Raw genomic sequence first — 25,827 nt, 5'->3', positions numbered from 1 at the left:
CATACTCAATTTTGTTTTTTGACATTAAGTTATTGTTAAGGCAGTCAAATAGAACGCAACCTTTTTTAAGAGATAAAATCTTAATAATAGTGAACCTTAAAACTTTAATAATGAAAAAAATTGGAATCTTAATTTTATCTTTTCTTTTATTTATTTCTTGTTCAAATGATGATTCAAAAGAGGTAAAACCGCTTTCTGCATCTGAATATTACGGAAAATGGGTGCAATTTGTTGATAGTAAATTTGCTGATGATCCTTCTTCAAAACAGTTTTCATACCTATTTAATAAAGACAATACTTTTGTAAAAACCAGAGTATACGATAACAAGACTACAACCTTATCAGGAACTTTTGAAATCGTAACAAATAATGACATAACTCAATTTATATTGACTTACAGCGAATACAATATGATAATATCCAGTTGTTCTGGCGGTGGTTTAAAGGAAAGTCTTACTTTAGAAAAATCCAATTATTTAAATGACGATGCCCGCGCTTGTGACCGCCGTTATACTTTTAAAAAAGAGAAATAAAAATAAGTTCATAGTGATTTAGTATTAAAAACTCTGCCGTTTTTCCAGCAGAGTTTTTTATTTATTTAAAGTAGGTTTTATTTTAATAAATGAAGATAATTTCTACATTTGTTAAAAATGATATAAGCCCCTAATATGAGTAAAGAAGAAAAAGTTCCTTTTGAAACCATTGAGTTTTCAGGTGTTACGTTTAAAGTAATTAATCGACAAGAAGCTCACAATATTATTGGAAATCTTACCAATTTTAATAACGAAAAAATCTACGATGTTTTTGAAGATACCTGGCGCTTTCCTGATTATGAAGAAAATCCCATATTTTTATTAGCAGAAGAAAATGTAGAAATGGATTCATTTGAAATGGATTTTAGTACAGAAGAACATCCTGATGTTTTTATACTAGGATTTATTTTTAAAGGAAATCTTACCGCCGCCAAACTGATAAGTTCTTATGATACAGACAATTCACCAGCATTAATTGTATTAGGCGAAACCACATCTGTAAATATTACTTTGTTTGGAAGCGTGCATTATTTAGGCGGAGGTTTAAAATGTGATACAATTATTGGTGAATACAATCACGGAGAACTTTTTGTAAAAGGCGATGTTACGGCATGGTTAATCTACAGCGACGATATGCTGATGCATTTTGAACGCTTTACAGATGTTCAGTCGATAATTAGTATAAACAGGCCCGATGTGTTAATTTGCAGTAATGTTACAGATGCAGATGGTTCAATTATAACTATTGAAAATTACTTTCCATCAACACACAAATTATCTGATATTGTAGATGATTCTTTTATTGAAATTTCTGATAATGGAACAGAAACTTTAGCCAGTAATTATTATGAAGTTTTTAAAGAAGGAGTCTCAATCTTGGATTACGATAAAAAAGAAAAATACAGCTATGCTGATTTTCGCAATCAGTTTATAAATATGATTGAAGTTTTATCTGAAAAAGAAGAATTAAAAGAGAACGAAAATATTATTAGAAATATTTCAGGAACAACTTACTTGTTTGTTCCTTTTGAATATGAAGGAAAGAAATACAGCCAGATTTCTGAAGAAATAGGAAATGGATTTAATATCAGAACCCGTGCTTTATGGTGTCATGATGATAAAGAAATTACGCTTGTTCTTGAATATCTTTATGATGATAGAAATCCAAAATACCAATGGGCTAATAACGAAACAGCTGAAGGAATAGAAATGTATTGCGTAAAACGCTCTGTAATAGAAGCTTTTGAAGTGCTTATAGCAGAACCTTCTGAGGATGATGAAGAAGATTTTGATGAAGACGACGATGAAACGGAATATGAAGAATATGAAAATAGTTTTTCATTAGAAGAATATGCAGTTCAATTTGGTGATTATGCCTTACCGGAAGATTTAGTAAAACTATATGAATTTGATCAGCAATACGGATCAGAAACCTATTCAGAATGTTTTGGTCTTACCATAACGGAAGATAAAACCGGTATAAAAACATGGTCTGAAGAAGAAGAATTCTACAACAGTTTTATTGAATTTGCAGGTGCGAATGGTTCAGGAAGTTCTTATGCTTACTGGCTTATTGATAAATATTTAAATAATTGTCCGATAGTAGTTTTTGGTGACGAAGGCGGTATTCATGTTGTGGCAGAAAATACCCGTAAATTAATTCATCTCTTAACTTTAGATACCGAAATTTCAGTTGATTTTGATAAGGCTTACTTTTATAAAGATGATGAGTATTACGAAGACAACGAAAATAAAACCGAGTTTCACGATTGGGTTAAAAAAGAATTTAATCTTGACCCGATAGAATCAAACGAAGAAACGGATGAAATTGTAAATCAAGCCAAAGAAAAGTATAAAAAACGCTTAAATGAGTTTTTAACCAAGTTTGATATTGAAATTGGAGAAGACGAAGACGAATAGTTTTTTATCTTTGAATAAAATTAAAGAAAAATGACAACACATTTGGCACTTTTGCGCGGCATAAACGTTTCCGGTCATAATATGATGAAAATGGAAGCTTTAAAAACCATGCTTGAAAATATTGGTTTCCAAAACGTTCGAACTTATTTGCAATCCGGAAATGTTTTTGTTGACAGCGAAGAAGAAGCTTCAAAAATTGGTTTCATGATTAAACAGGAAATCTTTAAAGTTTTTGGACATGAAGTTCCTATAATAGTGCTTTCAAAAAAAGATTTAGAATTGTCTTTTGCCAATAATCCTTATTTGAAAGAAAAAGACATTGATATTAAAAAATTATATATCGTTTTTGTTTCAATTGCTTTAAAAAAAGAACACATCCATGATTTAAAAATTAGTCAGTTTAAACCCGATGAAGCAAGCATTGACGAAAACAGAATTTTTATTAAATATGCTGTTGGCGCCGGAAAAACAAGATTAGAACTTAAATATATCGAGAAAAAATTAAATGTAATAGGAACGATGCGAAACCTTAATACCGTTACGAACCTGCTTAAAATGTACGAAGAATAATGAAAAAAATAATTGCAATCTTATTTATTGCTTGTTTCTGCCAGTTAACAGCAGCACAAGAAAAAACTAAAACCAACATTGAAAATTTCAACACTTTTCTTAAGAAATTTAATGAAGATAAAAATTTTCAATTAAGCCGTGTAAAATTTCCTATTGTAATCAAAACGCTTGATGATAATTTAGAAGAAATTAGTGTTACCAAGACTCAAAAGAATTATAGGATTCTAAAGTTAGATGATAAAGGAATGGAGTTTAAACAAAAAATTATACTGAAACAAAAAAGCGCAGTTATTGAGCAGCGCGGTATTGATACTGGTATATATGCAGATTATATTTTTGAATTAAAAGATAATAAGTGGTTCCTTAAAACATGGGTTGATCAATCAACTTAATCTTTAATCCCGAAGCCATTTTTGCATAGCCGGAAAAGGAGATTTATTTTCTTTTTCGGCTTTTTCATTTCCAACACATAATCCCATCCATTCAAGAAAAGGCAATCCGATATAAGTACCACTGTTAAAATTCGAAATATACCAATCAGACTGATTCCTGTAACCATTTGAATGAAACACAAATTCTATTGGTAACTGCAAGTGATGCAGCGCAGCAAAAGACCACAAAATAGCAGCGATTTCTTCTCCTTGAGTCGGCCAGTCTTCAGGAATTTCAGTTGTACCAGCCAATTTTCTGTTCAAAGCTGTCGTTACTGCCAAATGCCCGGCTTCGTGCAATATATCACCTGGATATAATAGTTTATCGTAATCAATATAAATACAATTTGGACCCAAATCCAATCCTGGCAAAAAAGCGGGTTCTAATTGTTTTTCGATAACGTCAATTCCTATTTCTTCAAGAAACTGCAGTACTTTTTTTACTTCAACATTTTTTTTTAAAGTCATATTAGTTGGTTTTAATCATGATTTTTTTCAAATAAATGGTATCGGCATTATGTAAACTTCCTCTTCTGGCGCCTCCGCCAAAAGGATTCATAAATTGAATGCTTTGCGATTCATAACCTTCTTTTTCAATTTTTTCATATACTGATAAAGCCGGGGCTTCAAAACCAAAAAATGTAAACTGACGATATCTTTTTTCGTCAAGTGTAAAATAACCGTTATTACCACTTATTGTTTCGCCGACTTTGCAATTTTCAATTGGTTTGTGAGATTCGAAATCATAAATATAGCCCGTAATTTGAGGTCTTTTGCATCGGCTTACTAAACAGCTTTGCAAAGAACAAAAGACAACTATAAGGAATACTAAAAACACTATTTTTTTAAGATAAAATCTACTCATTATTTTTTAATTAAATCACAATACCAAAATCCATAATCAAACGCATCTGAAGAATTTGTATCGCATGCTGTATTTGAAGAATCCGGACTTTGTGGCTTTTCATATTTGCGATATACGATCTCTCCAATTTCAAAATTTACAGGTTTAGAAAATAGTGGTCCATCAAAAGTAAAAGTATGAAATTCACCGTTTTCTCCACAGACATCTACATTTTCAGGTAAATCATTTATAAAATCCTGATCGATAATTCGGCCTGCAAAACTTTTGTCTAAATAGCGTTCATTTACACAAACCACAATAGTTTTAAATCCAAGTGAAATAAACTCCTGAATAAGATCATGTGTAGGGATTTTCCAAATTGGAAAAACGCCTTCAAAACCTATTTTTGCTAATTGTTCTTCGCGGTATTTTCGCAAATCTTCCAGAAAAATATCTCCAAAAACAGAATGGGTAATGCCTTGATTTTTAAATTCTGTCAAAGTTTCAGTCATCACATTTTCATAAACTTCCATTGTTGGCATTTCTGGAATCTGCATAATTTTTAATGGAATTCCGATGCTTTTAGATTGTTCTTCCAATAACTCCACACGAACTCCGTGCATAGAAATTCGCTGATATTGCTGGTTTACGCTTGTAAGTAAATATTCAATTTTGAAATTGGGATTTTGAAGAATTTTATATAAAGAAAGAGCAGAATCTTTTCCGCTGCTCCAGTTAAATAAGGCTTTTTTGGTTGTAGGCACGTTTGATTGTTTTTCTATCGTAAACTTACAAATTTCATTCGATTTGTTAATCAAACCTTTGTAACTTTGGAATTTTACACGCCAAAAAATGATGTTATATAAAGATAAATTAAAAATAGATTCAAATTTTTTGAAAGACTGGGATTACTCAAGCGAAGGAGTTTACTTTATTACAATGGTTACGAGAGACAGAGAATGCATTTTTGGGTCTGTTGAGGATGGAAAAATGATTTTGAATGAAAATGGAAAAATTATTGAAAAAGAACTTTTGAAATCAATAAAAATTTGTAAAAATTGGTTTTTTCATAATTGGGTTGTTATGCCAAATCATGTTCATTTATTGATTGAAATTCAGGAAAATAAAGAGATACAAAGTGATACGTCGTGTATTGTAGAGACGCACAGCATATCCACAATAAATCAAAACACACAGGACACGGCGTTACAAAAAATGTCGACACACGTTGCGGAGAGGCACTGCTGTGCGCCTCTACAATGCCAATCTGAATTGAAATTTACAAACGAATCAAATTTCTCAAGAAAAGCCAATTCTATTTCATCTTTTGTTGCTATTTTTAAATCGATTACAACTAAGCAAATAAAAGGTTTAGAGCAAAATTATCACGATCATATTGTTAGAAACTATAAAAGATTCGAAACGATTTACCATTACATTAAAAATAATCCGCAATCTTGGGATACGGACTCTATAAATTCTAAATTTCAATGAAATATATCTTCCTTTTAATAACCACTTTCGTTTTTGCGCAGCAAACCAAATATGTAGATTTTAAATCGGTTTCAGGACAATTAACAATAAACGATTCCCAAAAAACAATTTCCGGATATGTCGATTATGAATTTGATGTTTTACAATCCATTGATACTATAAAGATTGATGGGAAAAACATGGAATTCACGAACGTTCAAATTAACGGAAAAGAGGTTGTTTTTTTGAATACAATGAAAGAATTACTAATCCTGAACAATTTTCAAAAAGGAAATAATCATCTCACTTTTAACTACAATGTAAAACCAAAACAAGCCTTGTATTTTGTTGATATTGAAAATGATGAACATCAAATATGGACACAGGGACAAGGAAGATACACTAGTAATTGGTTTCCGAGTTTTGATGATGTCAACGAAAAAGTAATTTTTAATCTAGGAATTACGTATCAGAAAGAATATCAGGTTATTTCAAACGGAGTTTTAAAAAGTAAAGTCGAAAAAGAAGATCAAATTCATTGGCAGTACCAAATGGAAAATCCAATGAGTTCTTATTTATTAGTACTTTCTGCTGGAAAATATGCTAGAAAAGATTTTACTTCAAAGTCAAAAATCCCGTTAGAATATTATTTAGAAAATAAAGATACAGCACGTTTTGAGCCAACATATCGTTATTCAAAACACATTTTTGATTTTCTGGAGAAAGAAATCGGAGTAAAATATCCGTGGAAAGTTTTCAGACAGATTCCGGTTCGTGACTTTTTATACGCCGGAATGGAAAATACGACTACAACGCTTTTTACAACACGTTATGTTGTAGATGATGTCGCTTTTGCTGACAGAAATTATACGAATGTCGATGCTCACGAATTAGCACATCATTGGTTTGGAGATTTAATCACTGCAGAAAGTAGTACACATCATTGGCTTCAGGAAGGTTTTGCAACGTATTATGCATTATTGGCCGAAAGAGATATTTTTGGAGATGATTACTTTTATGCCAAATTGTATGATACAGCACAGCAGATAAAATTTGCTTCGAGAACCGATGTAATTCCGGTTTTAAATGCCAAAGCGAGTTCTCTTACTTTTTATGAAAAAGGAGCGTGGACACTTTTCGTTCTGCATGAATCTATTGGAGACAAAGCGTTTAAAAAAGCAATTAAAAATTACTTGAAAAAATATGCTTTTAAGAATGTAAACACACAGAATTTCTTCGACGAAATCAAAAAAGTTTCTGATTTTGATTTGGTTCAGTTTCAAAAAACATGGCTTGAATCAACTGCTTTTGATACGCCTGTCGCAAATGCGTTATTGAGTAAAAACAAAGCAATTAAAATTCGTTTAGAAGTAGATAAATTAAAAAAAGCACCTTTGAACGAAAAGATAGATTTCTTCAAACAGACTTTAGATTCAGATATTCATTATTCTGTAAAACAAACCATTATTTCGCAATTGCAAGCAGAGAAATACGAAGATAAAAAAGAATTACTGCTAAAAGCTTTACATCAGAATAATATACAGATGCGTCAGACTTTAGCAGGAACATTGCCTAATATTCCCGAAGATTTTAGAGCAGAATATGAAACTTTGCTGGGTGACAAGTCGTATGAAACTCAGGAAATCGCTTTGTTTTATTTGTGGAAAAATTTTCCAAATCATAGAAAAGAATATTTGGATAAATCGAAGAACTGGATTGGTTTTAACGATTATAATCTTCGTACATTATGGCTTTCCCTTGCTTTATCAACACCGGATTACAGTAATAATCCAGATGAACTTATAAATGAATTAGTGTCTTTTTCGACTACAAAATATGAAGCTACCACACGCCAGAATGCTTTGGAGAAACTAATTGCATTCAAATTTATAAATGATGATGTTTTGACCAATTTGGTTAATGCGACAACACACCATATGTGGCAGTTTTCAAAATTTGGAAGAGATACGATAAGAGTTTTATTGAAAAATTCAGAAATGCGTGCTTCATTTAATAGAATTTTACCTAATTTGAACCCCGATGAACAATTTCAATTGAATCGTTTGTTAAAAGAATAGAATAAAGAAAACAGACCACAGAAAATAGATAGATAAGCAAAGTCTGAACTCTATTTTATTTATTCTGATTTTCTGGTCAAAACAAAACCTACTTTATATTTTATGAGAGCATTAGTTATTTCTGGCGGAGGAAGTAAAGGCGCATTTGCCGGAGGAGTTGCACAATATTTGATAGAAGAAAAACGACATGAATACGATTTATTCATAGGAACATCAACGGGAAGTTTACTTATTCCGCATTTGGCTCTCGGACATATTAAAAAAATTCATTCCGTATATACCAATGTTACAATGTCCAGTATTTTTAATATATGCCCATTTGTAGTAAAAGTTAAAGAAGGAATTGATATTGTGACCATTAATCATTTTAATGTACTGCGTCAGTTTTTTAAAGGAAAAAGAACTTTTGGCGAAAGCAAAGGTTTAAGGAAATACATTCAGAATAATTTCTCATTATCAGATTTCAATAAGCTGAAAAAGATGGATAATGATGTGATTATTACAGTTACAAATTTCACTAAAAACGAATCAGAATATAAATCAGTTAAAGATTGTACGTATGAAGAATTTTGCGAATGGTCGTGGATTTCCAGCAATTATGTTCCGTTTATGAGTTTAGTTACCAAAAATAATTATGAATATGGTGACGGCGGATTTTCGAGTCTGGTTCCCATTCGCGAAGCTATTAATCGCGGCGCAACGGAAATTGATGTTATTATTTTGGAAACCGAAGTAAATACTACTAAAATGGCTATCGGTAAAAATCCATTTTCATTAATGATTGATTTGTTTAGAATTGCTTTGGATCAGGTTGAAAAACATGATATTGCTATAGGAAAACTTATGGCAAACAGTAAAGATGTAAAGCTTAATTTATATTACACTCCAACAAAACTAACAGATAATGCTTTGATTTTTAATAAAGAAGTGATGAAAGAATGGTGGGAGCAGGGCTATGAATATGCTCAGAATAAATCTGAGGTTATGAGTGATAATAAAAGCTTAATATGAAAAAAATAATTCTGTTTATTTGTCTTGTTTTCAGTTTTAATTTATGGAGTCAAAATTTGTGCAGAAACCAAATTTTGCCGGAAGAAGAATTGTTTCAAAAAAACGAATTAAATAAATATTCAAAATATGATTTTGCAAAGTTGTGGACTCAAACCGATAACAATTTAATTTATGGTATTATTGGTGACAACTATGAAAGGATACTAATTAAATTTATTTCGGTAAAAAGAAATCCTGAAAAGAATAATGAATACATAGTTGCCGGCAAGTCAATGGTGAATTCTAATATTTGTGATTTTACAGGAAAAATAACAATTACAAAAGTTCAGGAAATTAAAAAAATGAGATTTGGTGTTGATGACGAATATAAAACTACCGGAATAAAAAATCAGGGATTATTGCTTGGCTCTTATGAGTTTGACGAAAATAAGCTGCAAAAAGGTTCCGGGAAATTTCAGGGAACCATACAATCTTTATGGTACCTTGATAAAAATGATTTGATAAAGTATAATAATATCGAGAGTCATTCTGATAAATATTTTAATAATACTTTTATTGGTGTCTGGAAGTCAAATAATTCAGGAAAAGAAAAAATATGCAATTGGGGAGATTATCGAGTGCCAAATGTAAATTGCGATTTTGATATTGGAGCCGGAGAATTAAGCATTTCTAATAAATATCAGAAAAATGGATGGTGGATAAAACCTAAATCTAAGTGGTGGTTATGAGAATACAAATTGGCAAGATTTATCAAGACAGCAAATACTTTAATAAATCTTGCCAGATACTTTTACCAAAGTTCTGCAACTTCGCTTTTAATATAACTTAAAGCAGCATTGCTTGGAGATTGTTTCTCTAATAAATCGTTTAAAATTACTTCACGTAATTTGTCAGCACTGTCAACACGGTCACTCATGGCTGCTTTACGAATTATTTGAATGGTTGAATTTTTTGCAGTTGTAATTATCGTCCAGCATTCGTCAGACATATAAATCTGCTGTGTTAGATTATGTTCAAATTCTTGTTCAATTTGGTCAATTACAAAGTTTTCATAATCGTGTTTTTGATTAGAGATTGGAGAAATTCTAATTAATAATTTAGTCAAATTAATACGTTCCAGGAATAAAGTCATACGCTCGTATGCTTGTAAACGTATTGGAAGAGATTCTTTGTGAGCCTGTCTATTTAATAAAAATGCTCTTTTTTTATCGTTGTTTTTAATATGCAGTTCAAAAAAACTGTAAGCTACAAATCCAGTAACAATTGCAGGTAATGTATAACTGGCTAATTCTATAATTCTTGTAAAATCCATTGGGTTAATTTTTTAGCAAAAATATACTTTTTGATGAGAAATCCACTTTAAATTTCTCGCAATAAACAAAATGAAGCTGTACTTTTGCAACTTGTTATTTATTCGATGGAAATATATTTTTAATGGACTCATACATAATACTTTTTCTTTGTTTAGCGGCTTTTGCAGCTGGATTTATTGACGCTATTGTTGGCGGCGGCGGATTGATTCAAACGCCAATGGGATTAATTCTATTACCTAATCTTCCGGTTTCTACAGTAGTTGGAACTTTAAAAATCCCAGCTTTCAGCGGTACCGCTTTTGCAGCTTATCAATATCTTAAAAAGGTAGTTATTCAATGGAAATTACTTTTAATTATGATGTGTTTAGCGGTTCCTTCGGCTTTTTTAGGTTCTGCCATTTTAACTTTGGTTAGCAATGATTTTATGAAACCCTTATTACTTGTGGTTTTGTCTTTATTGTTCGTTTATACCTATGTGAAGAAAAACTTTGGTCAGCATGTTGCCAAAGATCATTCGCAGGCAACTCAAATAATGTATGCAGTAGTCATTAGTATAATTGTTGGTTTTTACGATGGATTTATTGGACCCGGAACCGGAAGTTTTTTTGTTGTAGCATTTATTGCTCTTTTAGGTTTTGACTTTTTGCACGCTTCTGCGAATGCCAAAATGGTAAATCTGGCCACGAATTTTGGTTCGATCTGTTTGTTTATGATAAAAGGGAAAATTATCTGGACAATCGCAATTCCTATGGCAATAAGCAACGGGCTTGGCGGCTGGCTTGGTGCTAAACTTGCAATCAATAAAGGAAATGGTTTTATTAGAATTTTCTTTTTGGTTGTGGTTGTTGGAACATTGATTCGATTTGCATATGATGTGTTTTTTAAGTAAGCTGCTAAGCTGCTGATTTTTCTTTTTTTTTGCTAAATAAAAAATTTAGAATCTCAGAACCTTAGTAATTTAGCATCTCAAAAAAAATGTTTGAATCTAGCACGGATATAGGCGATATCCTCGAAGAGATAAAGCCTATAGCGGGAACTATGTTTATGAAAACGCCCACTGTTGTACTTCAAAAAAATAAAAAAACTTAGCGACTTAGAACCTTAGAATCTTAGTAGCTATTTCAATCATTAATTCTTATTTTTGCATCATATGGAGAAAAATTTCATGCAAAAGTACATTGATCAACTCAATGAAGCGCAACGACAACCCGTTCTGAAAAAAGACGGGCCAATGATTATTATTGCTGGTGCAGGTTCGGGTAAAACCCGTGTTTTAACTATTAGAATTGCTTATTTAATGGCTCAGGGCGTTGATGCCTTTAATATTTTATCGCTGACTTTTACAAATAAAGCAGCGCGTGAAATGAAACACAGGATTTCGGATATTGTGGGGGCATCTGAAGCAAAAAATCTTTGGATGGGAACTTTTCACTCGATTTTTGCACGTATTCTTCGTGCCGAATCAGACCATTTAGGATATCCTTCCAATTTTACCATTTATGATTCTCAGGATTCGGCCAGATTAATTTCTTCGATTATTAAAGAAATGCAGCTAGATCGTGATATTTACAAACCTAAACAAATTTTAGGACGTATATCTAGTTATAAAAACAGTTTGATTACGGTTAAGGCATATTTTAATAATCCGGAATTAGTTGAAGCTGATGCTATGGCAAAACGACCGCGATTGGGCGAGATATATCAACAGTATGTAGAGCGTTGCTTTAAAGCCGGCGCAATGGATTTTGATGATTTGTTATTGAAAACCAATGAGTTGTTAACAAGATTCCCAGAGGTTTTAGCTAAATATCAAGATCGTTTTCGTTATATTCTGGTTGATGAGTACCAAGATACAAATCACTCTCAGTATTTGATTGTTAGGGCTTTATCAGACAGATTTCAGAATATTTGTGTGGTTGGTGATGATGCACAGAGTATTTATGCGTTCCGAGGTGCGAATATCAACAATATCCTGAATTTCCAAAAGGATTATGAAGGCGTAATAATGTTTCGTTTAGAGCAGAATTATCGTTCTACCCGAAATATTGTGGAAGCGGCAAATACGGTAATGGAACATAACAAAACCAAACTGGATAAAGTAGTTTGGACTGCGAATGATTTTGGACCTAGAATTAAGGTGCACAGAAGTTTGACAGATGCAGAAGAAGGTCGTTTTGTTGCCAGCACGATTTTTGAACAGAAAATGCAGAACCAGCTTCATAATGGATCTTTTGCGATTTTGTATCGTACAAATGCTCAGTCGCGTGCGATGGAGGACGCTTTAAGAAAACGTGATATTCCGTATAGAATTTATGGAGGATTATCATTTTACCAACGTAAGGAAATTAAAGATGTTTTGTGTTATTTACGTTTAGTAATAAACCCAAAAGACGAGGAAGCATTGATTCGTGTAATCAATTATCCGGCACGTGGAATTGGAGATACTACGGTTGAAAAACTTACTATTGCGGCAAATCATTACAAACGTTCGATTTGGGAAGTAATGGTAAACATCGATAAAATAGATTTGAAACTGAATACCGGTACAAAAAATAAACTGAAAGATTTTGTGACAATGATTCAGAGCTTTCAGGTTATCGACCAAAATCAGGATGCCTTTTATATTACTGATCATGTTGCAAAGAAAACAGGTTTAGTTCAGGAATTAAAGAAAGATGCTACTCCTGAGGGAATGGCAAAAATTCAGAATATTGAAGAACTTTTAAACGGTATTAAAGATTTTACCGAAGGTCAAAGAGAAATTGACGGAGCAAGAGGTGCGCTTTCGGAGTTTATGGAAGATGTAGCTTTGGCAACCGATTTAGATAAAGATACAAATGATGAAGATCGTGTAGCGCTTATGACAATTCACTTAGCAAAAGGATTGGAGTTTCCTCATGTTTTTGTGGTGGGTATGGAAGAAGATTTGTTTCCGAGTGCGATGAGTATGAGCACCAGAAGTGAATTAGAGGAAGAACGTCGTTTATTTTACGTAGCTTTAACTCGTGCAGAGCATCAGGCTTATTTAACTTATGCGCAGTCTCGTTACCGTTGGGGAAAATTAACAGATAGTGAACCGTCTCGTTTTATTGAAGAAATAGACGGACAGTTTTTAGAATATCTAACTCCGGCAGAAACAAATTACCGTTATAAATCACCTATTGATGGTGATATTTTTGGAGATGTTGATAAATCAAAACTACGTCTGGCAAAACCAGTAGGAGGAACGCCCCCAAAACATATTACAGATAATAACCCCAAACCGGATTTAAATATTCGTAAATTAAAACCTGTTTCGGGAAATGCTCCTGCAGCTTCAGGTGCTAATTTATTTGATAATAAATTAACGATTGGGAATGTGGTTATGCATGAACGTTTTGGAAAAGGAGAAGTAATTAATTTAGAAGGTGTTGGAGCTGATAAAAAAGCCGAAATTAAATTTGAAGTAGGAGGAATTAAAAAACTTTTATTAAGATTTGCTAAATTAGATGTTGTAGGATAGAAAATAAAAGTTTCAGGTTTCAGGTTTTTGAAGTTTCAAGTTATTGGAACGCAAACTTGAAACTTGAAACAAACAGAAACTTGAAAAAAAATTATGGCTGAATTCATAAAAATATATCCAGATAAACCAAGTGAGGCTGCAATTGCAAAAGTTGTAAAAGTGCTTCAAAATGGTGGTTTGGTAATTTATCCAACCGATACAGTTTACGGTTTAGGCTGCGATATTACCAATTCGAGAGCTTTAGAGAAAATAGCAAAAATAAAAGGGGTAAAATTAGAGAAAGCAAACTTCTCATTTATATGTCATGATTTGAGTAATTTATCAGATTATGTACGTCAGATAGATACTTCGACTTTCAAGATATTAAAAAGAGCATTACCGGGACCTTATACTTTTATTTTACCTGGAAATAATAATCTCCCAAAAGAATTTAAAAAGAAAACCACAGTTGGTATTCGTGTTCCTGATAATAGCATTGCATTAGAAATTGTGCGCCAATTAGGAAATCCAATAGTTTCGACTTCGATTCGTGATGAAGATGATGTGATTGAATATACTACAGATCCTGAATTGATTTTTGAAAAATGGCAGAATTTGGTAGACATGGTAATCGATGGCGGTTATGGAGATAACGTTGGTTCTACCATTATTGACTTATCAGAACATGAGCCAATAATTGTTAGAGAAGGTAAAGGTGATATTGATATTTTGTAAATAAATACTGAAATCGTATAAAAGATAAAAAAATATAACTAACTTTAGTATAGTTAAAATTTAGTTAGTTAATAAAAATAATGCTATTCTTGATTTATATTTAATTGGTTATTAAAAAAATTAAGGATACATAAAAGCAGGTCAATTGACCTGCTTTTTCTGTATAATATTATGTAGTAACTACAAATTATTTAGCCTGTTTTTTCATTTCTTTCTCGATCATATCGTAGAATTGATCAATTTTCGGCATAACAACGATACGAGTTCTTCTGTTACGAGCTTTGTTTTCAGGAGTATCATTAGCAACTAAAGGTATGTAAGAACTTCTACCTGCTGCAATTAATTTTGCTGGATTAACCCCAAGGTCATTAGTTAAGACACGAACGATAGAAGTAGAACGTTTAACACTTAAATCCCAGTTGTCTAAGATAATTCCGTTGCTTTTGTATGGTACGTTATCTGTGTGACCTTCAACCATACATTCAAAATCAGGTTTGTCATTAACTACTTTTGCAACTTTAGCAAGAACACCTTTTGCAGCATCAGTTACGTCATAACTTCCACTTTTAAATAATAATTTATCAGCAATAGAGATAAATACAACTCCTTTTTCAACATTGATTTCGATATCTGGATCGTTGATTCCAACAGCACCTTTTAAGCTTGTAACTAATGCTAAAGTTACACTGTCTTTTTTAGTAAGTGCATCTTGAAGTCTAGAGATTTTTAAATCTTTTTCTTTCAAGCTTTCTAAAGATTTCTCAAGGTTTTCAGCACCTTTTGTCGTTAAAACTGTTAAATCTTTAGAGCTGCTAATTAAGTCTTTATTATGTTGTTTATAGCTTTCAGCTGTTGCTGCTAATCCTGCTTTTTCTTCTAGACAAGTATTCAATTTAACTGTGCAAGAGTTTAATAAATCTTGTGTCTCTTTTTGCTTAGCTTCTAATGCTGCATATTCCTTTTTCGATACACACGAAGTTAAGGCCATTAATACTGATAGTGCGATAACTATTTTTCTCATAGGTATTATATTTAATTAAACGTTGATTACAAATTTAGTTTTTAATATTTTGATTAGTGTTAAAGATTTCTTTAAAAACCCGTATTTTCTTTATATAATACAAGAAAACGATACTTTTTACAGTATAGTATTGTTGTATCTGAAAATCTTTTCGCTCCTTTAGATATTTTAAAGATATACAATAAAATGAAAAATGTGCTTTTAGGATTGCGAAAGTATGCTGAAATTTACCCTGCGTAAGAAAACGAATACCTGCAATTCCATCTAAAACCATTCTAAAGAAAATTACAAAAAATAATCCCTTTTTTGGAAGATTTTTGACAAGCATTAATAATGAATTTCTAAAATTTAAATAGGTCTTTTTTGGATTTCCCTGCTGTAAGGTAGCTCCTCCAACATGATAAACAACAGACTCTGAATTGTATTTTATAATATGTCCTTCATTTGCCGCACGCCAGCATAAATCAATTTCTTCCTGATGTGCAAAAAAAGTTTCGTCGAAACCTTTCAGATCATGATAAACTTCTTTTCTAATAAAAAAACAAGCACCCGATGCCCAGAATAATTCACAATTGTCGTTATACTGACCATTATCTTTTTCTAATGTATCAAAAATTCTTCCTCTGCAATAAGGAAAACCATATTTATCAATAAAACCTCCTGCGGCTCCTGCGTATTCAAAATATTCCTTGTTCTTAAAATCAAGAATTTTAGGCTGAATAATTGCGGTTTGTTTCTCTTTATCAAAAGTTTCGATAATGGGTTTTAACCAGTTTTCAGTAACTTCAATATCAGAATTGACTAAGGCATAAATCTCTGCTTCAATATTTTGAAGTGCATCATTATAACCTTTTGCAAAACCGTAATTTCCGGTATTTTGAATGATTTTTACCGATGGATAATTTTCTTTAACAAAATTTACAGAAGCATCTGTTGATGCATTATCGGCAACATAAATTGAAGCTTCTTCTGAATATTGCAAAACAGATGGTAAAAATTGCTCTAACAATTTTACTCCGTTCCAATTTAAAATGACAACTGCTATTTTATCCAAAAGTATTCTTTAATTTATTTAATAATAGTATAATCGGGCAGACTTTGCAAAAACTGATATTTTTCATTTTCAAAGTCCATTTGACAATAAAAATGGCTCAGCCCATTTGTAACATTCAAAAACCGTGCCTGCATTGTCATATTATAACGGGCAATTTGATCAAAAGTTGCCTGTGATATTTTAACTTCTGGAGCTTTACATTCTACTAATATATGTATAGAACCATCAGAATTAAAAACCACTACATCATATCTTTTTCGTAATCCGTTGACCGTTAAAACCTTCTCTACATTGATAAGTGATTTTGGGTATTTTTTTTCATTAATTAAATAATGAACAACATGTTGGCGAACCCATTCTTCTGGAGTAAGAATGATAAATTTTTTCCTGATTTCATCAAAAATAGACACTTTATTTTCGCTATTTTTGAATCGGAAAGTATAAGTAGGGAAATTAAGTTTTAACATAAAGCAAAAATATAAAATAGTTTCAGGTTTCAGGTTTAAAGTTTCAAGTTTTGGAACGATAACCTGAAACTTTAAACTTGAAACAAAAATATTTGAATGGACGAAGTTGTAAAGATTGTTAACGATATCAAGGCAGGAAATATAATGCCTATCTATTTTTTAATGGGCGAAGAACCTTATTATATAGATAAGTTATCTGAATACATAGAGCAAAATGTGCTGGCGGAAGAAGAAAAGGGATTTAATCAAACGGTACTTTATGGAAGAGATGTTTCTGTTGAAGATATAGTGTCAACGGCCAAGCGCTATCCTATGATGTCTGACCGTCAGGTTGTTATTGTAAAAGAAGCACAAGATTTATCCAGAACAATTGATAAAATTGAATCTTATGTAAATAATCCTATGCAAACCACTGTATTGGTTTTTTGTTATAAATATAAAACCCTCGATAAGCGTAAAAAAGTAACGAAACTTTTAGCGCAAAAAGGAGTGGTTTACGAAAGTAAAAAGCTATACGAAAATCAAGTTGGAGACTGGATAAAACGTGTTTTGGCGGGAAAGAAATATACGATAGATCCAAAAGCAAATGCTATGCTTGTAGAATTTCTTGGAACAGATTTGAGTAAAATTAATAATGAGTTAGAAAAACTTCAAATTATTCTGCCTAAGGGAACCATGATTACGCCGCAGCATATTGAAGAAAACATTGGTTTTAGTAAAGATTATAATGTATTTGAACTTCGTAAAGCGATTGGAGAACGCAATCAGCTTAAGGCCTATAAAATCGCTGAAAACTTTGCTCACAATCCGAAAGAATATCCTCTGGTAATGACTACAGGACTGGTTTTTGGTTTTTTTATACAGCTTTTAAAATACCACGGACTAAAAGATAAAAACCCGAAAAACGTAGCCGCAGCGATTGGCGTAAATCCTTATTTTTTAAAAGAATACGATTTGGCTGTTAAAAATTACCCGATGCGAAAAGTGAGTCAGATTGTTGGGACGCTGCGTGATATTGATGTGAAAAGTAAAGGTGTAGGAGCTAATGCTTTACCGCAATCAGATTTACTAAAAGAAATGCTGTACAAAATATTTAATTAAGCCGTGAAAATTCACGATATTTGCCTTTCTGAAAATTTTACTACTTAAAAATAATAATTACACAATTATGGGAATGAATAAAAATACCGTTTTAGGATGGGCTACTTTTATAATGGTACTTATGGGATTGTTGCTTATAGGTCTTGGCGCTTTTAGATACAGAGATGTTTCGGGCTGGGGATTTGCTGCAACAGGTGTAGGCTTTTTTGCTAATGCCTGGGTTTTTAATGCGTTAAAAGGTAGAGTTTAGAACAATATCAAAATTTAATAAAAATAAATAATTTAAAATAAAAAATAAAAATGTCAGACGATAAGAAAGTAATTTTCTCAATGCAAAAATTGAGTAAAACCTATCAGGGTGCAGACAAACCGGTACTTAAAAACATTTATTTAAGTTTCTTTTATGGAGCTAAAATTGGTATTTTAGGTCTTAATGGTTCTGGAAAATCTTCACTTTTAAAAATTATTGCAGGAGTTGATAAAAATTATCAGGGAGATGTTGTTTTTCAACCAGGGTATACTGTTGGTTATTTAGAGCAGGAACCAATTCTTGATGATTCTAAAACAGTTATCGAAATTGTTCGTGAAGGAGCTGCAGAAACTATGGCTGTTCTGGAAGAATACAACCAAATTAATGATTTATTTGGTCTTGAAGAGAACTACTCAGATCCTGATAAAATGGATAAATTGATGGATCGTCAGGCAGCTTTACAAGATAAAATTGATGCTCTTGGTGCTTGGGAAATCGATACAAAATTAGAAATTGCAATGGATGCTTTGCGTACACCAGAAGGTGATACGCCAATTAAAAACCTTTCTGGAGGTGAGCGTCGTCGTGTAGCTTTATGTCGTTTGTTATTGCAGCAGCCAGATGTGTTGCTTCTGGATGAGCCTACCAACCACCTTGATGCTGAATCTGTACTTTGGTTAGAGCAGCACTTAGCACAATATGCCGGAACTGTAATTGCTGTAACGCACGATAGATATTTCCTTGATAATGTGGCGGGTTGGATTCTTGAATTAGATAGAGGAGAAGGTATTCCGTGGAAAGGGAACTATTCGTCTTGGTTAGACCAAAAATCGAACCGTATGGCTCAGGAAGAAAAAGTGGCTTCTAAACGTAGAAAAACTTTAGAGCGTGAGCTAGAATGGGTTCGTCAAGGTGCAAAAGGACGTCAGACTAAACAAAAAGCACGTTTACAGAATTACGATAAATTATTAAATGAGGACCAAAAACAATTGGACGAAAACTTGGAAATCTATATTCCGAATGGTCCGCGTTTAGGTACAAATGTTATTGAAGCAAAAAATGTAGCCAAAGCTTTTGGTGATAAATTATTATATGATAATTTGAATTTTACTTTGCCACAAGCAGGTATTGTTGGAATTATTGGGCCAAACGGTGCTGGTAAATCTACTATTTTCAAAATGATTATGGGAGAACAAGCTACTGACAGCGGAGAATTTTCGGTTGGAGAAACTGTGAAAATAGCGTATGTAGATCAGTCACACTCTAACATTGATCCAAATAAATCTATCTGGGAAAACTTTGCCGACGGCCAGGAATTAGTTATGATGGGCGGAAAGCAAGTTAATTCAAGAGCTTACTTATCTCGTTTCAATTTTGGCGGAGGTGAACAAAACAAAAAAGTATCAATGCTTTCTGGTGGAGAACGTAACCGTTTACACTTGGCAATGACATTGAAAGAAGAAGGAAATGTACTTTTACTGGATGAGCCAACGAATGACTTAGATGTAAACACACTTCGTGCACTTGAAGAAGGTTTAGAGAATTTTGCTGGTTGTGCTGTAATTATTTCGCACGACAGATGGTTCTTAGATAGAATTTGTACTCATATCTTAGCTTTTGAAGGTGACTCTGAAGTATATTTCTTCGAAGGAAGTTTCTCTGATTATGAAGAAAACAAAAAGAAACGTCTTGGTGGTGATTTAACTCCGAAACGTTTGAAATACAGAAAGTTAATAAGATAATAATCTGCATAATTTTTAAATTTTTAAAAACCCAAATTTCAAATTGTAATAGATTCGAAATTTGGGTTTTTGTTTTTGTCATTTCTTTTATATCGAAATGACAAAAATGAGAATAAAAACTTGTGTAAATTCGTTTGATCAGTAAAATCAGTTGGCAATTTTTAAAGAAACTTAGCTTTCAATTCCGGAGTAGGAATCATACAGCTTTCTTTTTTACCGTACCATTTGTAGCGATTTTTGGCGATATAGTCGTAAATATAATTTCGAAGTTTTTCCGGGAAAATTTTAAAAAAAGAAAGCAGACTGTAAATTCCACCCAAATCATCAGCAATTTCTATAACTGCAGAAGATTTATAATAATAGGCAACTCCTGGATTATACAAAATAATACTGTCAATTTTTGTTTGATCAACACCTATATAAATACAAATTTCTTTTCCTAAATCTGACTGTAAAGCTACATAACGAAATACGTCTTTTTTGTCGTGTTTGATTATAAACTGAACCGATCCGTTGCAGAGATTGCAGACACCATCAAATAGGATTATTTTTTTTTGCTTTGGTAAATCTCGCATTTCTATTGTTTATAGTGAAAACTTTGTCAAAGTTTTGAACTCTGACAAAGTTATATTTAGTTTGTCATTTATCGTCCTGAAGAATAACAAAAATGAGCATAAATAGCTATCATTATAATTTATCGAAAAATAAAAATAAATAAATTTTATAAATCAAAAACAGCTTTTATAAATTGTTTTTAAGCCATTTTTGGATTTTTTTAATCTTCGTAATTGTCTTTTTTGAAATCGCGTCTTAAATCGCGTTATTTTAATTTAGCCTCATTTTTTATGCTTTTTACGACTGAAAAACTGCGAGAGTTACTAAAAATAAAAAACTACTTCTTAACAGCTTCTACTAATTCAAGTTCATCTAAACTCACTTTCGAAGTAAAAATTCCGTAATTAACAGTTGCCTTATTTTTTTCGATTGAGTCAATACTTCCAACAGATCTTCCGTCGAGCATTCTAACTCTGTCACCAACTTTTAAAATTGGTTTTGGTTTTTCTATAACCGGTTTAAGTTTCTTCTCTTTTTTCTCTTGACGAATTTCTTCCACTTTTACTTGTACTTCGGCAATAACTTCTTTTTGTTTTTCAACTTTTGCCTTCACTTCTTTTGGAGTAGCTTTTTTACGTTTTGAATTTTCGATTTCAACAATTTTCAAAAATTCACCAATAAGCTCTTTTTTGTTTTTGTTATTGAAATATTTCTCCGCAATATCATCAATTTTTTGACCTATATATATAATCTTCTGGTTGCTGTCATATAATTCCTGATAGCTTTCTAACTTTTGCTGGATTCTTGTATTGATGTTTTCCATCTTTTTACTTTCCTCACGAGCGCGGGTTTCTTCTTCTTTTAAATTTAGAGAAGTTTTTTCCAGTTTCGATCTTTCTTTTTGAAGCGTTGCAATAGTTTTATCGAAACGAACTTTTCCGACTTCGATTTTCTTTTTGGCGCGATTAATTAATCCAAACGGAATACCGTTTTTTTGAGCAACCTCAAATGTAAACGAACTTCCTGCTTGTCCAAGAGCCAATTTGTACATTGGTTCTAAAGACTTTTCATCAAACATCATATTGGCATTTGTTGCAAAGGGTAATTCGTTGGCCAGAATTTTTAAGTTTGAATAATGTGTTGTAATAATTCCAAATGCTTCCCTGTGATAGAACTCTTCCAGAAAAATTTCCGCCAAAGCTCCTCCTAGTTCAGGATCAGAACCGGTACCGAATTCATCAATTAAAAACATGGTTTTCTTGTTGCATTTTTTCAAGAAATAATTCATGTTTTTTAATCTATAACTATATGTACTTAAATGATTTTCAATAGATTGATTGTCGCCAATGTCTGTTAGAATTCTGTCAAACAAGAAAGTTTCACTTCGTTCATGAACTGGAATCAGCATTCCCGATTGCAGCATCAATTGTAATAAACCAACCGTTTTTAATGAAATAGTTTTTCCTCCAGCATTAGGTCCGGAAATAACAATAATTCGGTTATCTTGTTTTAATTCAATTGTCTGCGGATAAGTAACTTCTTTTTTTTGTTTGTTGTTCAAATACAAAATTGGATGATAGGCTTCTCTAAAAAATAATCTCCTTTCTTCTGTAATGGTGGGTAAGATTCCGTTGATTCGGTTTGCATATTTTGCTTTACCGGCCACCACATCAATATCGCTTAGAAAATCTTGATATTCAATTAACAAAGGCAAAAATGGTCGGATTGCATTTGATAATTGTTTTAAGATTCTTGTGATTTCTTCTTTCTCTTCATACTCAAGATTCGCTAGTTCTCTGGAATATTTTAAAGTAGCTTCAGGTTCGATGTAAGCAATGCTTCCGGTTTTAGAACTTCCTAAAATTGAACCTTTTACTTTTCGACGATACATAGCTAAAACTGCTAAAACGCGTCGGTTTTGAACGAAGCTTTCTTTAATGTCATCTAGATAACCAAGTCCATTATATTGTGTAAGTGCAACACCAAAGCTTTGGTTTACTTTTCCGCGAACCAAATTCATATTTTGGCGAATACTCAAAAGAGCAGGCGAGGCATTGTCTTTAATTTCTCCGTATTTATCTACAATGGAATCAATAAAAGAAACAATGTCTTTTGTGTATTCTACACGTGAAGCTCTTGCATTTAGATTTGGATAATAATCATCAAATTTTTTAAGAAAAGTCAGAAGAACATTTGTTGTAGAAGAAAGTGTTGCAATTTTTCTAAAACTTCCCACTTCAAGAAAACTGTCTTCGATGGCAAGAAATTTAATTTCATGCGAAATGGCATCAAATCCATGATTTGGAATTGCGTTATTGTTTTGAAAAGACGACACATATTCAGATGTCTGCATTAAAGCCGACATTAATTCTTCTTTTTCTCTAAAGGGTTTTATTTGTAAAGCTTTTTCTTTTCCAATATCGGTGTTACATCCATCTGAAATGGTTTCAAGTACGGTTGGAAATTGTAAATCTTGTAATGTTTTTTCGGTAATACTAATCATTTATTTTCTTTAAGAAAGTACAGGCAAAAATACGAAAATTGTAGTATTGTATACTGTAAAGTTTTAGTGTTATTTTATTGTTTGTTAAAGTATGATTTTACTTAAAAATTCCTGAAATTCGCAAATAAAAAAGTTATGGACGTAAAAATGCATTCTTCCTGGAAACCAGTTTTAAATGAAGAATTTGAAAAGCCCTATTTCAATGAATTAATTGATTTTGTAAAATCTGAATATACTGCTAAAGTTTGTTATCCAAAAGGCAGTCAGATTTTTTCGGCTTTTGATCATTGTCATTTTGATCAGGTAAAAGTGGTTATCATTGGTCAGGATCCTTATCATGGACCTAATCAGGCAAATGGGTTATGCTTTTCTGTAAATGATGGTATCCCATTTCCACCGTCTCTTCATAATATTTTTAAAGAAATCGAAACTGATTTAGGAAAACCAATGCCAAAAACAGGAAATCTTGAGCGTTGGGCTGATCAGGGTGTATTTCTTTTAAATGCTACTTTAACAGTTCGCCAAGCTGAAGCTGGAAGCCATCAGGGAAAAGGCTGGGAAAAATTTACTGATGCGGTCATTAAACAAATTTCTGCCGAATCGGAAAATGTTGTGTTTTTACTTTGGGGCGGTTTTGCTCAAAAGAAAGCCGCTTTGATTGATGCTTCAAAACATCATATTTTAAAATCAGGTCACCCTTCTCCTTTAAGTGCCAATAGAGGCTTTTGGTTTGGAAATAAACATTTCAGTCAGACAAATGCTTTTCTTAAATCAAAAGGACTTCAGGCAATTGAGTGGTAAAATTATTAGTTTATCTGTTATTTTCCAGGTAAGGAAGCAAGGAAGGATGTACAGGTAAAATTAAATTTTACAGTAAACTTATAAAAATTGAAATTCAAATTAAACCCGACAGGTTTCTAAAACCTGTCGGGTTTGTTATGATAAAAAAAGTAAATCAAAATTTTAAGAAATTCTAAGCGCAATTACTTGCGGTTTTTGTTTCTCGAAATAATAAATTGATGTAATGAAAAGTTTTACTTTTTAATAATTTCTTCTAAAACAGCTTTCTTTTCGTAGTTTACGACTTTTAGAATAATTTCTTGATTTTTAGCTGTTTTTCCTTCAATGATGTATAGTTTTCCTTTATTAAAAGAAACATTGCTTTTGTCAAAGTCAACATCACCATACGTTAAAGTACTTTTAATATCAGCAGTATCAATCCATTTTTCATTTAAAGTCTGAATTGCTTTATCTGAATATTGAAAAGGTTTAGTTCTTAGATTATTTAAAACTCGGGCATTTGGAAAATAGTTACAGCGAGTGTCTTTACCGCTAAATACAAGGGCTACAAAAAAGCATCCCATAACTAATCCAATCAAATAATAGGCAAAACGGTGTACGAACTTCATGAAATAAAATTTTTGCAAAGGTACATTAAAGTTCCTTTAAAATACAAGTAAATTAATATCGTTGTCTGGCAGGTCGAACCAGTCGCCAATAGCTTTGTTTGTTAGAATTCCATGATATAAATAAATTCCGTTTTTTAGGCCTTTGTTGCATCTTATTGCACTTTCAATGCCACCATCTTCGGCTATCTGATGAAGATAAGGAGTCAAGATGTTACTGATTGATAATGAAGCAGTTTTGGAGTATCTTGAAGGGATATTAGGTACACAGTAGTGTAAAACATTGTTTTTTATGAAAGTCGGTTTTTCATGAGTTGTTACTTCCGAGCTTTCGAAACAACCGCCTGTATCGATACTTACATCAACAATTACAGCGCCTTTTTTCATGTGTTCAACCATGGTTTCGCTGACAACAATTGGGCAGCGCTCTTTTCCTCGCATAGCGCCAATTGCCACATCACACCGTCTTAGAGCTTTTAACAATGCTTTTTGCTGAATGGTAGAAGTAAAAATTCTTTGGCTTAGATTATTTTGTAAGCGACGTAATTTAGTAATCGAGTTATCAAAAACTTTTACGTTTGCACCTAATCCAATTGCGGTTTTTGCTGCAAATTCTCCTACTGTTCCTGCTCCAAGAATTACAACTTCGGTAGGAGGGACTCCGGTAATATTCCCGAATAAAAGTCCTTTTCCAAATTCATTTGTAATCATTAATTCGGCTGCAATAAGAATTGACGCAGTTCCGGCAATTTCGCTTAAAGATTTTACGGCAGGGTAAGAACCATCTTCATCTTTAATATATTCAAAAGCCAAAGCGGTAATCTTTTTTTGGGCTAAAGCTTCGAAGTATTCTTTCTTTTTAGTTTTTAACTGAATAGCCGAGATAATTACCGTTTCGGGATTTATCATTTCAATTTCGGCCAATGTCGGCGGTTCTACTTTTAATAAAAACGGACAGCCAAAAACTCTTTTAGTGTCTTTTGTAATTTCTGCACCGGCATCTGCATATTCCTTATCTGTATAGCTCGAACTTTCTCCGGCTCCGGATTCGATCATTACGCGATGCCCCTCATAGGTCAAAGAATTGACAGCATCGGGAGTTAAACAAATGCGACGTTCCTGATAGCTTGTTTCTTTAGGGATTCCTATAAAAAGTTCTCTTTTAAAACGACCAACCTCAAGTTTTTCTTCTTGCGGAATCAATTGTTGTTTTGTAAATGGAGTTAAGGTAATTGACATGGATAATGCAAAAAATTAAGGGTACAAATTACGTAAAAAGTTTTAAAATTAGTGCAAAAATTCTGCTAATAGTAAGGTTCAATGTTAAGATATTTTTTGT

Annotated in this window: 26 protein-coding genes; 15 read left to right on the top strand and 11 right to left on the bottom strand. The window is 32.3% G+C overall.

The window, feature by feature from the left end:
- The first annotated feature begins 110 nt into the window (after positions 1-110).
- The 4 genes from L1276_RS01070 (at position 111) to L1276_RS01055 (ending at position 3,415) form a co-directional block, all read left to right on the top strand.
- Positions 111-533, top strand: coding sequence for a hypothetical protein (locus L1276_RS01070; protein ID WP_253784595.1), 423 nt, complete (start codon positions 111-113; stop codon positions 531-533).
- Between the two features lie 135 nt (positions 534-668).
- Positions 669-2,453 carry a hypothetical protein gene (locus tag L1276_RS01065; protein WP_253784593.1) on the top strand — a complete coding sequence of 595 codons (1,785 nt, stop codon included), beginning with the start codon at positions 669-671 and terminating at the stop codon, positions 2,451-2,453.
- A 30-nt stretch (positions 2,454-2,483) separates the two neighbouring features.
- Positions 2,484-3,023, top strand: a complete 540-nt coding sequence (locus L1276_RS01060; protein WP_253784591.1) for a DUF1697 domain-containing protein — start codon at positions 2,484-2,486, stop codon at positions 3,021-3,023.
- On the top strand, positions 3,023-3,415 hold the full coding sequence (locus L1276_RS01055; protein ID WP_253784589.1) for a hypothetical protein: 393 nt from the start codon (positions 3,023-3,025) through the stop codon (positions 3,413-3,415). The genes L1276_RS01060 and L1276_RS01055 overlap by 1 nt, the downstream gene beginning before the upstream one ends.
- Before the next feature lie 3 nt (positions 3,416-3,418).
- On the opposite strand, the gene L1276_RS01050 is transcribed toward L1276_RS01055, so the two are convergent.
- The 3 genes from L1276_RS01050 to L1276_RS01040 are packed head-to-tail and all read right to left on the bottom strand — an operon-like array spanning position 3,419 to position 5,062.
- Positions 3,419-3,922 carry a hypothetical protein gene (locus tag L1276_RS01050; RefSeq protein WP_253784587.1) on the bottom strand — a complete coding sequence of 168 codons (504 nt, stop codon included), beginning with the start codon at positions 3,920-3,922 and terminating at the stop codon, positions 3,419-3,421.
- A 1-nt stretch (position 3,923) separates the two neighbouring features.
- Positions 3,924-4,319: a hypothetical protein gene (locus L1276_RS01045; protein ID WP_253784585.1), complete on the bottom strand. Its 396-nt coding sequence runs from the start codon at positions 4,317-4,319 to the stop codon at positions 3,924-3,926.
- Positions 4,319-5,062 carry a diphthine--ammonia ligase gene (locus L1276_RS01040; RefSeq protein WP_253784583.1) on the bottom strand — a complete coding sequence of 248 codons (744 nt, stop codon included), beginning with the start codon at positions 5,060-5,062 and terminating at the stop codon, positions 4,319-4,321. The genes L1276_RS01045 and L1276_RS01040 overlap by 1 nt, the downstream gene beginning before the upstream one ends.
- 88 nt (positions 5,063-5,150) lie before the next feature.
- On the opposite strand from L1276_RS01040, the gene L1276_RS01035 reads away from it, so the two are divergent.
- From L1276_RS01035 to L1276_RS01020, 4 genes are all read left to right on the top strand, one after another.
- Complete coding sequence (locus L1276_RS01035) at positions 5,151-5,792, top strand: transposase (RefSeq protein WP_253784581.1); 642 nt, start codon at positions 5,151-5,153, stop codon at positions 5,790-5,792.
- Positions 5,789-7,849 carry a M1 family metallopeptidase gene (locus L1276_RS01030; protein WP_253784579.1) on the top strand — a complete coding sequence of 687 codons (2,061 nt, stop codon included), beginning with the start codon at positions 5,789-5,791 and terminating at the stop codon, positions 7,847-7,849. The genes L1276_RS01035 and L1276_RS01030 overlap by 4 nt, the downstream gene beginning before the upstream one ends.
- A gap of 102 nt (positions 7,850-7,951) precedes the next feature.
- The gene (locus L1276_RS01025; RefSeq protein WP_253784577.1) at positions 7,952-8,860 is read left to right on the top strand and encodes a patatin family protein; all 909 of its coding nucleotides are present in this window, start codon (positions 7,952-7,954) and stop codon (positions 8,858-8,860) included.
- On the top strand, positions 8,857-9,588 hold the full coding sequence (locus L1276_RS01020) for a hypothetical protein (protein ID WP_253784575.1): 732 nt from the start codon (positions 8,857-8,859) through the stop codon (positions 9,586-9,588). Before L1276_RS01025 ends, L1276_RS01020 begins: the two co-directional genes overlap by 4 nt.
- 62 nt (positions 9,589-9,650) lie before the next feature.
- On the opposite strand, the gene L1276_RS01015 is transcribed toward L1276_RS01020, so the two are convergent.
- Complete coding sequence (locus L1276_RS01015; protein WP_253784573.1) at positions 9,651-10,172, bottom strand: hypothetical protein; 522 nt, start codon at positions 10,170-10,172, stop codon at positions 9,651-9,653.
- A 122-nt stretch (positions 10,173-10,294) separates the two neighbouring features.
- Between L1276_RS01015 and L1276_RS01010 the strand changes: the two genes are divergently transcribed.
- The 3 genes from L1276_RS01010 (at position 10,295) to L1276_RS01000 (ending at position 14,389) form a co-directional block, all read left to right on the top strand.
- Positions 10,295-11,062 carry a TSUP family transporter gene (locus L1276_RS01010; protein WP_253784571.1) on the top strand — a complete coding sequence of 256 codons (768 nt, stop codon included), beginning with the start codon at positions 10,295-10,297 and terminating at the stop codon, positions 11,060-11,062.
- A gap of 276 nt (positions 11,063-11,338) precedes the next feature.
- Positions 11,339-13,675: an ATP-dependent helicase gene (locus L1276_RS01005; RefSeq protein ID WP_253784569.1), complete on the top strand. Its 2,337-nt coding sequence runs from the start codon at positions 11,339-11,341 to the stop codon at positions 13,673-13,675.
- A 93-nt stretch (positions 13,676-13,768) separates the two neighbouring features.
- Positions 13,769-14,389, top strand: coding sequence for an L-threonylcarbamoyladenylate synthase (locus L1276_RS01000; RefSeq protein ID WP_253784567.1), 621 nt, complete (start codon positions 13,769-13,771; stop codon positions 14,387-14,389).
- Between the two features lie 187 nt (positions 14,390-14,576).
- Here L1276_RS01000 and L1276_RS00995 read toward each other — a convergent pair whose 3' ends face one another.
- The 3 genes from L1276_RS00995 to L1276_RS00985 are packed head-to-tail and all read right to left on the bottom strand — an operon-like array spanning position 14,577 to position 16,931.
- Positions 14,577-15,410 carry an OmpA family protein gene (locus L1276_RS00995; RefSeq protein WP_253784566.1) on the bottom strand — a complete coding sequence of 278 codons (834 nt, stop codon included), beginning with the start codon at positions 15,408-15,410 and terminating at the stop codon, positions 14,577-14,579.
- Positions 15,411-15,444: 34 nt separating this feature from the next.
- Positions 15,445-16,464, bottom strand: a complete 1,020-nt coding sequence (locus L1276_RS00990; RefSeq protein ID WP_253784564.1) for a glycosyltransferase family 2 protein — start codon at positions 16,462-16,464, stop codon at positions 15,445-15,447.
- 14 nt (positions 16,465-16,478) lie between these two features.
- Entirely contained in the window at positions 16,479-16,931 is a 453-nt protein-coding gene (locus tag L1276_RS00985; protein ID WP_253784562.1) for a type I restriction enzyme HsdR N-terminal domain-containing protein, read from the bottom strand.
- A 96-nt stretch (positions 16,932-17,027) separates the two neighbouring features.
- Here L1276_RS00985 and holA point away from each other — a divergent pair, with 96 nt between their 5' ends.
- The 3 genes from holA (at position 17,028) to ettA (ending at position 20,024) form a co-directional block, all read left to right on the top strand.
- On the top strand, positions 17,028-18,032 hold the full coding sequence (holA, locus tag L1276_RS00980) for a DNA polymerase III subunit delta (protein ID WP_253784560.1): 1,005 nt from the start codon (positions 17,028-17,030) through the stop codon (positions 18,030-18,032).
- Between the two features lie 67 nt (positions 18,033-18,099).
- The gene (locus L1276_RS00975; RefSeq protein ID WP_253784558.1) at positions 18,100-18,282 is read left to right on the top strand and encodes a CAL67264 family membrane protein; all 183 of its coding nucleotides are present in this window, start codon (positions 18,100-18,102) and stop codon (positions 18,280-18,282) included.
- A 50-nt stretch (positions 18,283-18,332) separates the two neighbouring features.
- Positions 18,333-20,024: an energy-dependent translational throttle protein EttA gene (gene ettA / locus L1276_RS00970; RefSeq protein WP_113678734.1), complete on the top strand. Its 1,692-nt coding sequence runs from the start codon at positions 18,333-18,335 to the stop codon at positions 20,022-20,024.
- A 161-nt stretch (positions 20,025-20,185) separates the two neighbouring features.
- Here ettA and L1276_RS00965 read toward each other — a convergent pair whose 3' ends face one another.
- Positions 20,186-20,599: a thiol-disulfide oxidoreductase DCC family protein gene (locus tag L1276_RS00965; RefSeq protein WP_253784556.1), complete on the bottom strand. Its 414-nt coding sequence runs from the start codon at positions 20,597-20,599 to the stop codon at positions 20,186-20,188.
- 317 nt (positions 20,600-20,916) lie between these two features.
- A complete protein-coding gene (locus L1276_RS00960; RefSeq protein ID WP_253784554.1) occupies positions 20,917-23,082 on the bottom strand; it encodes a DNA mismatch repair protein MutS in 2,166 nt (721 codons plus the stop codon).
- 135 nt (positions 23,083-23,217) lie between these two features.
- Here L1276_RS00960 and L1276_RS00955 point away from each other — a divergent pair, with 135 nt between their 5' ends.
- Entirely contained in the window at positions 23,218-23,883 is a 666-nt protein-coding gene (locus tag L1276_RS00955) for a uracil-DNA glycosylase (protein ID WP_253784552.1), read from the top strand.
- A gap of 233 nt (positions 23,884-24,116) precedes the next feature.
- Here the strand turns inward: L1276_RS00955 and L1276_RS00950 are convergent, their stop codons facing one another.
- Positions 24,117-24,491, bottom strand: a complete 375-nt coding sequence (locus tag L1276_RS00950; RefSeq protein ID WP_253784550.1) for a DUF4258 domain-containing protein — start codon at positions 24,489-24,491, stop codon at positions 24,117-24,119.
- Between the two features lie 36 nt (positions 24,492-24,527).
- On the bottom strand, positions 24,528-25,727 hold the full coding sequence (locus tag L1276_RS00945) for an alanine dehydrogenase (RefSeq protein WP_253784548.1): 1,200 nt from the start codon (positions 25,725-25,727) through the stop codon (positions 24,528-24,530).
- Positions 25,728-25,827 lie beyond the last annotated feature (100 nt).

It is taken from the genome of Flavobacterium sp. HSC-32F16 (genome assembly GCF_024171645.1).
GTDB lineage: Bacteria > Bacteroidota > Bacteroidia > Flavobacteriales > Flavobacteriaceae > Flavobacterium.
Note: the sequence above shows the minus strand (reverse complement) of the source record. Positions and strands in the feature narration are given on the sequence as shown.

What these genes read in the sequence shown, in the direction of transcription:
- L1276_RS01070 (WP_253784595.1), top strand. Translation starts at nt 111, where the DNA reads ATGAAAAAAATTGGAATCTTAATTTTATCTTTTCTTTTATTTATTTCT.
- L1276_RS01065 (WP_253784593.1), top strand. Translation starts at nt 669, where the DNA reads ATGAGTAAAGAAGAAAAAGTTCCTTTTGAAACCATTGAGTTTTCAGGT.
- L1276_RS01060 (WP_253784591.1), top strand. Translation starts at nt 2,484, where the DNA reads ATGACAACACATTTGGCACTTTTGCGCGGCATAAACGTTTCCGGTCAT.
- L1276_RS01055 (WP_253784589.1), top strand. Translation starts at nt 3,023, where the DNA reads ATGAAAAAAATAATTGCAATCTTATTTATTGCTTGTTTCTGCCAGTTA.
- L1276_RS01050 (WP_253784587.1), bottom strand. Translation starts at nt 3,922, where the DNA reads ATGACTTTAAAAAAAAATGTTGAAGTAAAAAAAGTACTGCAGTTTCTT.
- L1276_RS01045 (WP_253784585.1), bottom strand. Translation starts at nt 4,319, where the DNA reads ATGAGTAGATTTTATCTTAAAAAAATAGTGTTTTTAGTATTCCTTATA.
- L1276_RS01035 (WP_253784581.1), top strand. Translation starts at nt 5,151, where the DNA reads ATGATGTTATATAAAGATAAATTAAAAATAGATTCAAATTTTTTGAAA.
- L1276_RS01030 (WP_253784579.1), top strand. Translation starts at nt 5,789, where the DNA reads ATGAAATATATCTTCCTTTTAATAACCACTTTCGTTTTTGCGCAGCAA.
- L1276_RS01025 (WP_253784577.1), top strand. Translation starts at nt 7,952, where the DNA reads ATGAGAGCATTAGTTATTTCTGGCGGAGGAAGTAAAGGCGCATTTGCC.
- L1276_RS01020 (WP_253784575.1), top strand. Translation starts at nt 8,857, where the DNA reads ATGAAAAAAATAATTCTGTTTATTTGTCTTGTTTTCAGTTTTAATTTA.
- L1276_RS01015 (WP_253784573.1), bottom strand. Translation starts at nt 10,172, where the DNA reads ATGGATTTTACAAGAATTATAGAATTAGCCAGTTATACATTACCTGCA.
- L1276_RS01010 (WP_253784571.1), top strand. Translation starts at nt 10,295, where the DNA reads ATGGACTCATACATAATACTTTTTCTTTGTTTAGCGGCTTTTGCAGCT.
- L1276_RS01005 (WP_253784569.1), top strand. Translation starts at nt 11,339, where the DNA reads ATGCAAAAGTACATTGATCAACTCAATGAAGCGCAACGACAACCCGTT.
- L1276_RS01000 (WP_253784567.1), top strand. Translation starts at nt 13,769, where the DNA reads ATGGCTGAATTCATAAAAATATATCCAGATAAACCAAGTGAGGCTGCA.
- L1276_RS00995 (WP_253784566.1), bottom strand. Translation starts at nt 15,410, where the DNA reads ATGAGAAAAATAGTTATCGCACTATCAGTATTAATGGCCTTAACTTCG.
- L1276_RS00985 (WP_253784562.1), bottom strand. Translation starts at nt 16,931, where the DNA reads ATGTTAAAACTTAATTTCCCTACTTATACTTTCCGATTCAAAAATAGC.
- holA (WP_253784560.1), top strand. Translation starts at nt 17,028, where the DNA reads ATGGACGAAGTTGTAAAGATTGTTAACGATATCAAGGCAGGAAATATA.
- L1276_RS00975 (WP_253784558.1), top strand. Translation starts at nt 18,100, where the DNA reads ATGGGAATGAATAAAAATACCGTTTTAGGATGGGCTACTTTTATAATG.
- ettA (WP_113678734.1), top strand. Translation starts at nt 18,333, where the DNA reads ATGTCAGACGATAAGAAAGTAATTTTCTCAATGCAAAAATTGAGTAAA.
- L1276_RS00965 (WP_253784556.1), bottom strand. Translation starts at nt 20,599, where the DNA reads ATGCGAGATTTACCAAAGCAAAAAAAAATAATCCTATTTGATGGTGTC.
- L1276_RS00960 (WP_253784554.1), bottom strand. Translation starts at nt 23,082, where the DNA reads ATGATTAGTATTACCGAAAAAACATTACAAGATTTACAATTTCCAACC.
- L1276_RS00955 (WP_253784552.1), top strand. Translation starts at nt 23,218, where the DNA reads ATGGACGTAAAAATGCATTCTTCCTGGAAACCAGTTTTAAATGAAGAA.
- L1276_RS00950 (WP_253784550.1), bottom strand. Translation starts at nt 24,491, where the DNA reads ATGAAGTTCGTACACCGTTTTGCCTATTATTTGATTGGATTAGTTATG.
- L1276_RS00945 (WP_253784548.1), bottom strand. Translation starts at nt 25,727, where the DNA reads ATGTCAATTACCTTAACTCCATTTACAAAACAACAATTGATTCCGCAA.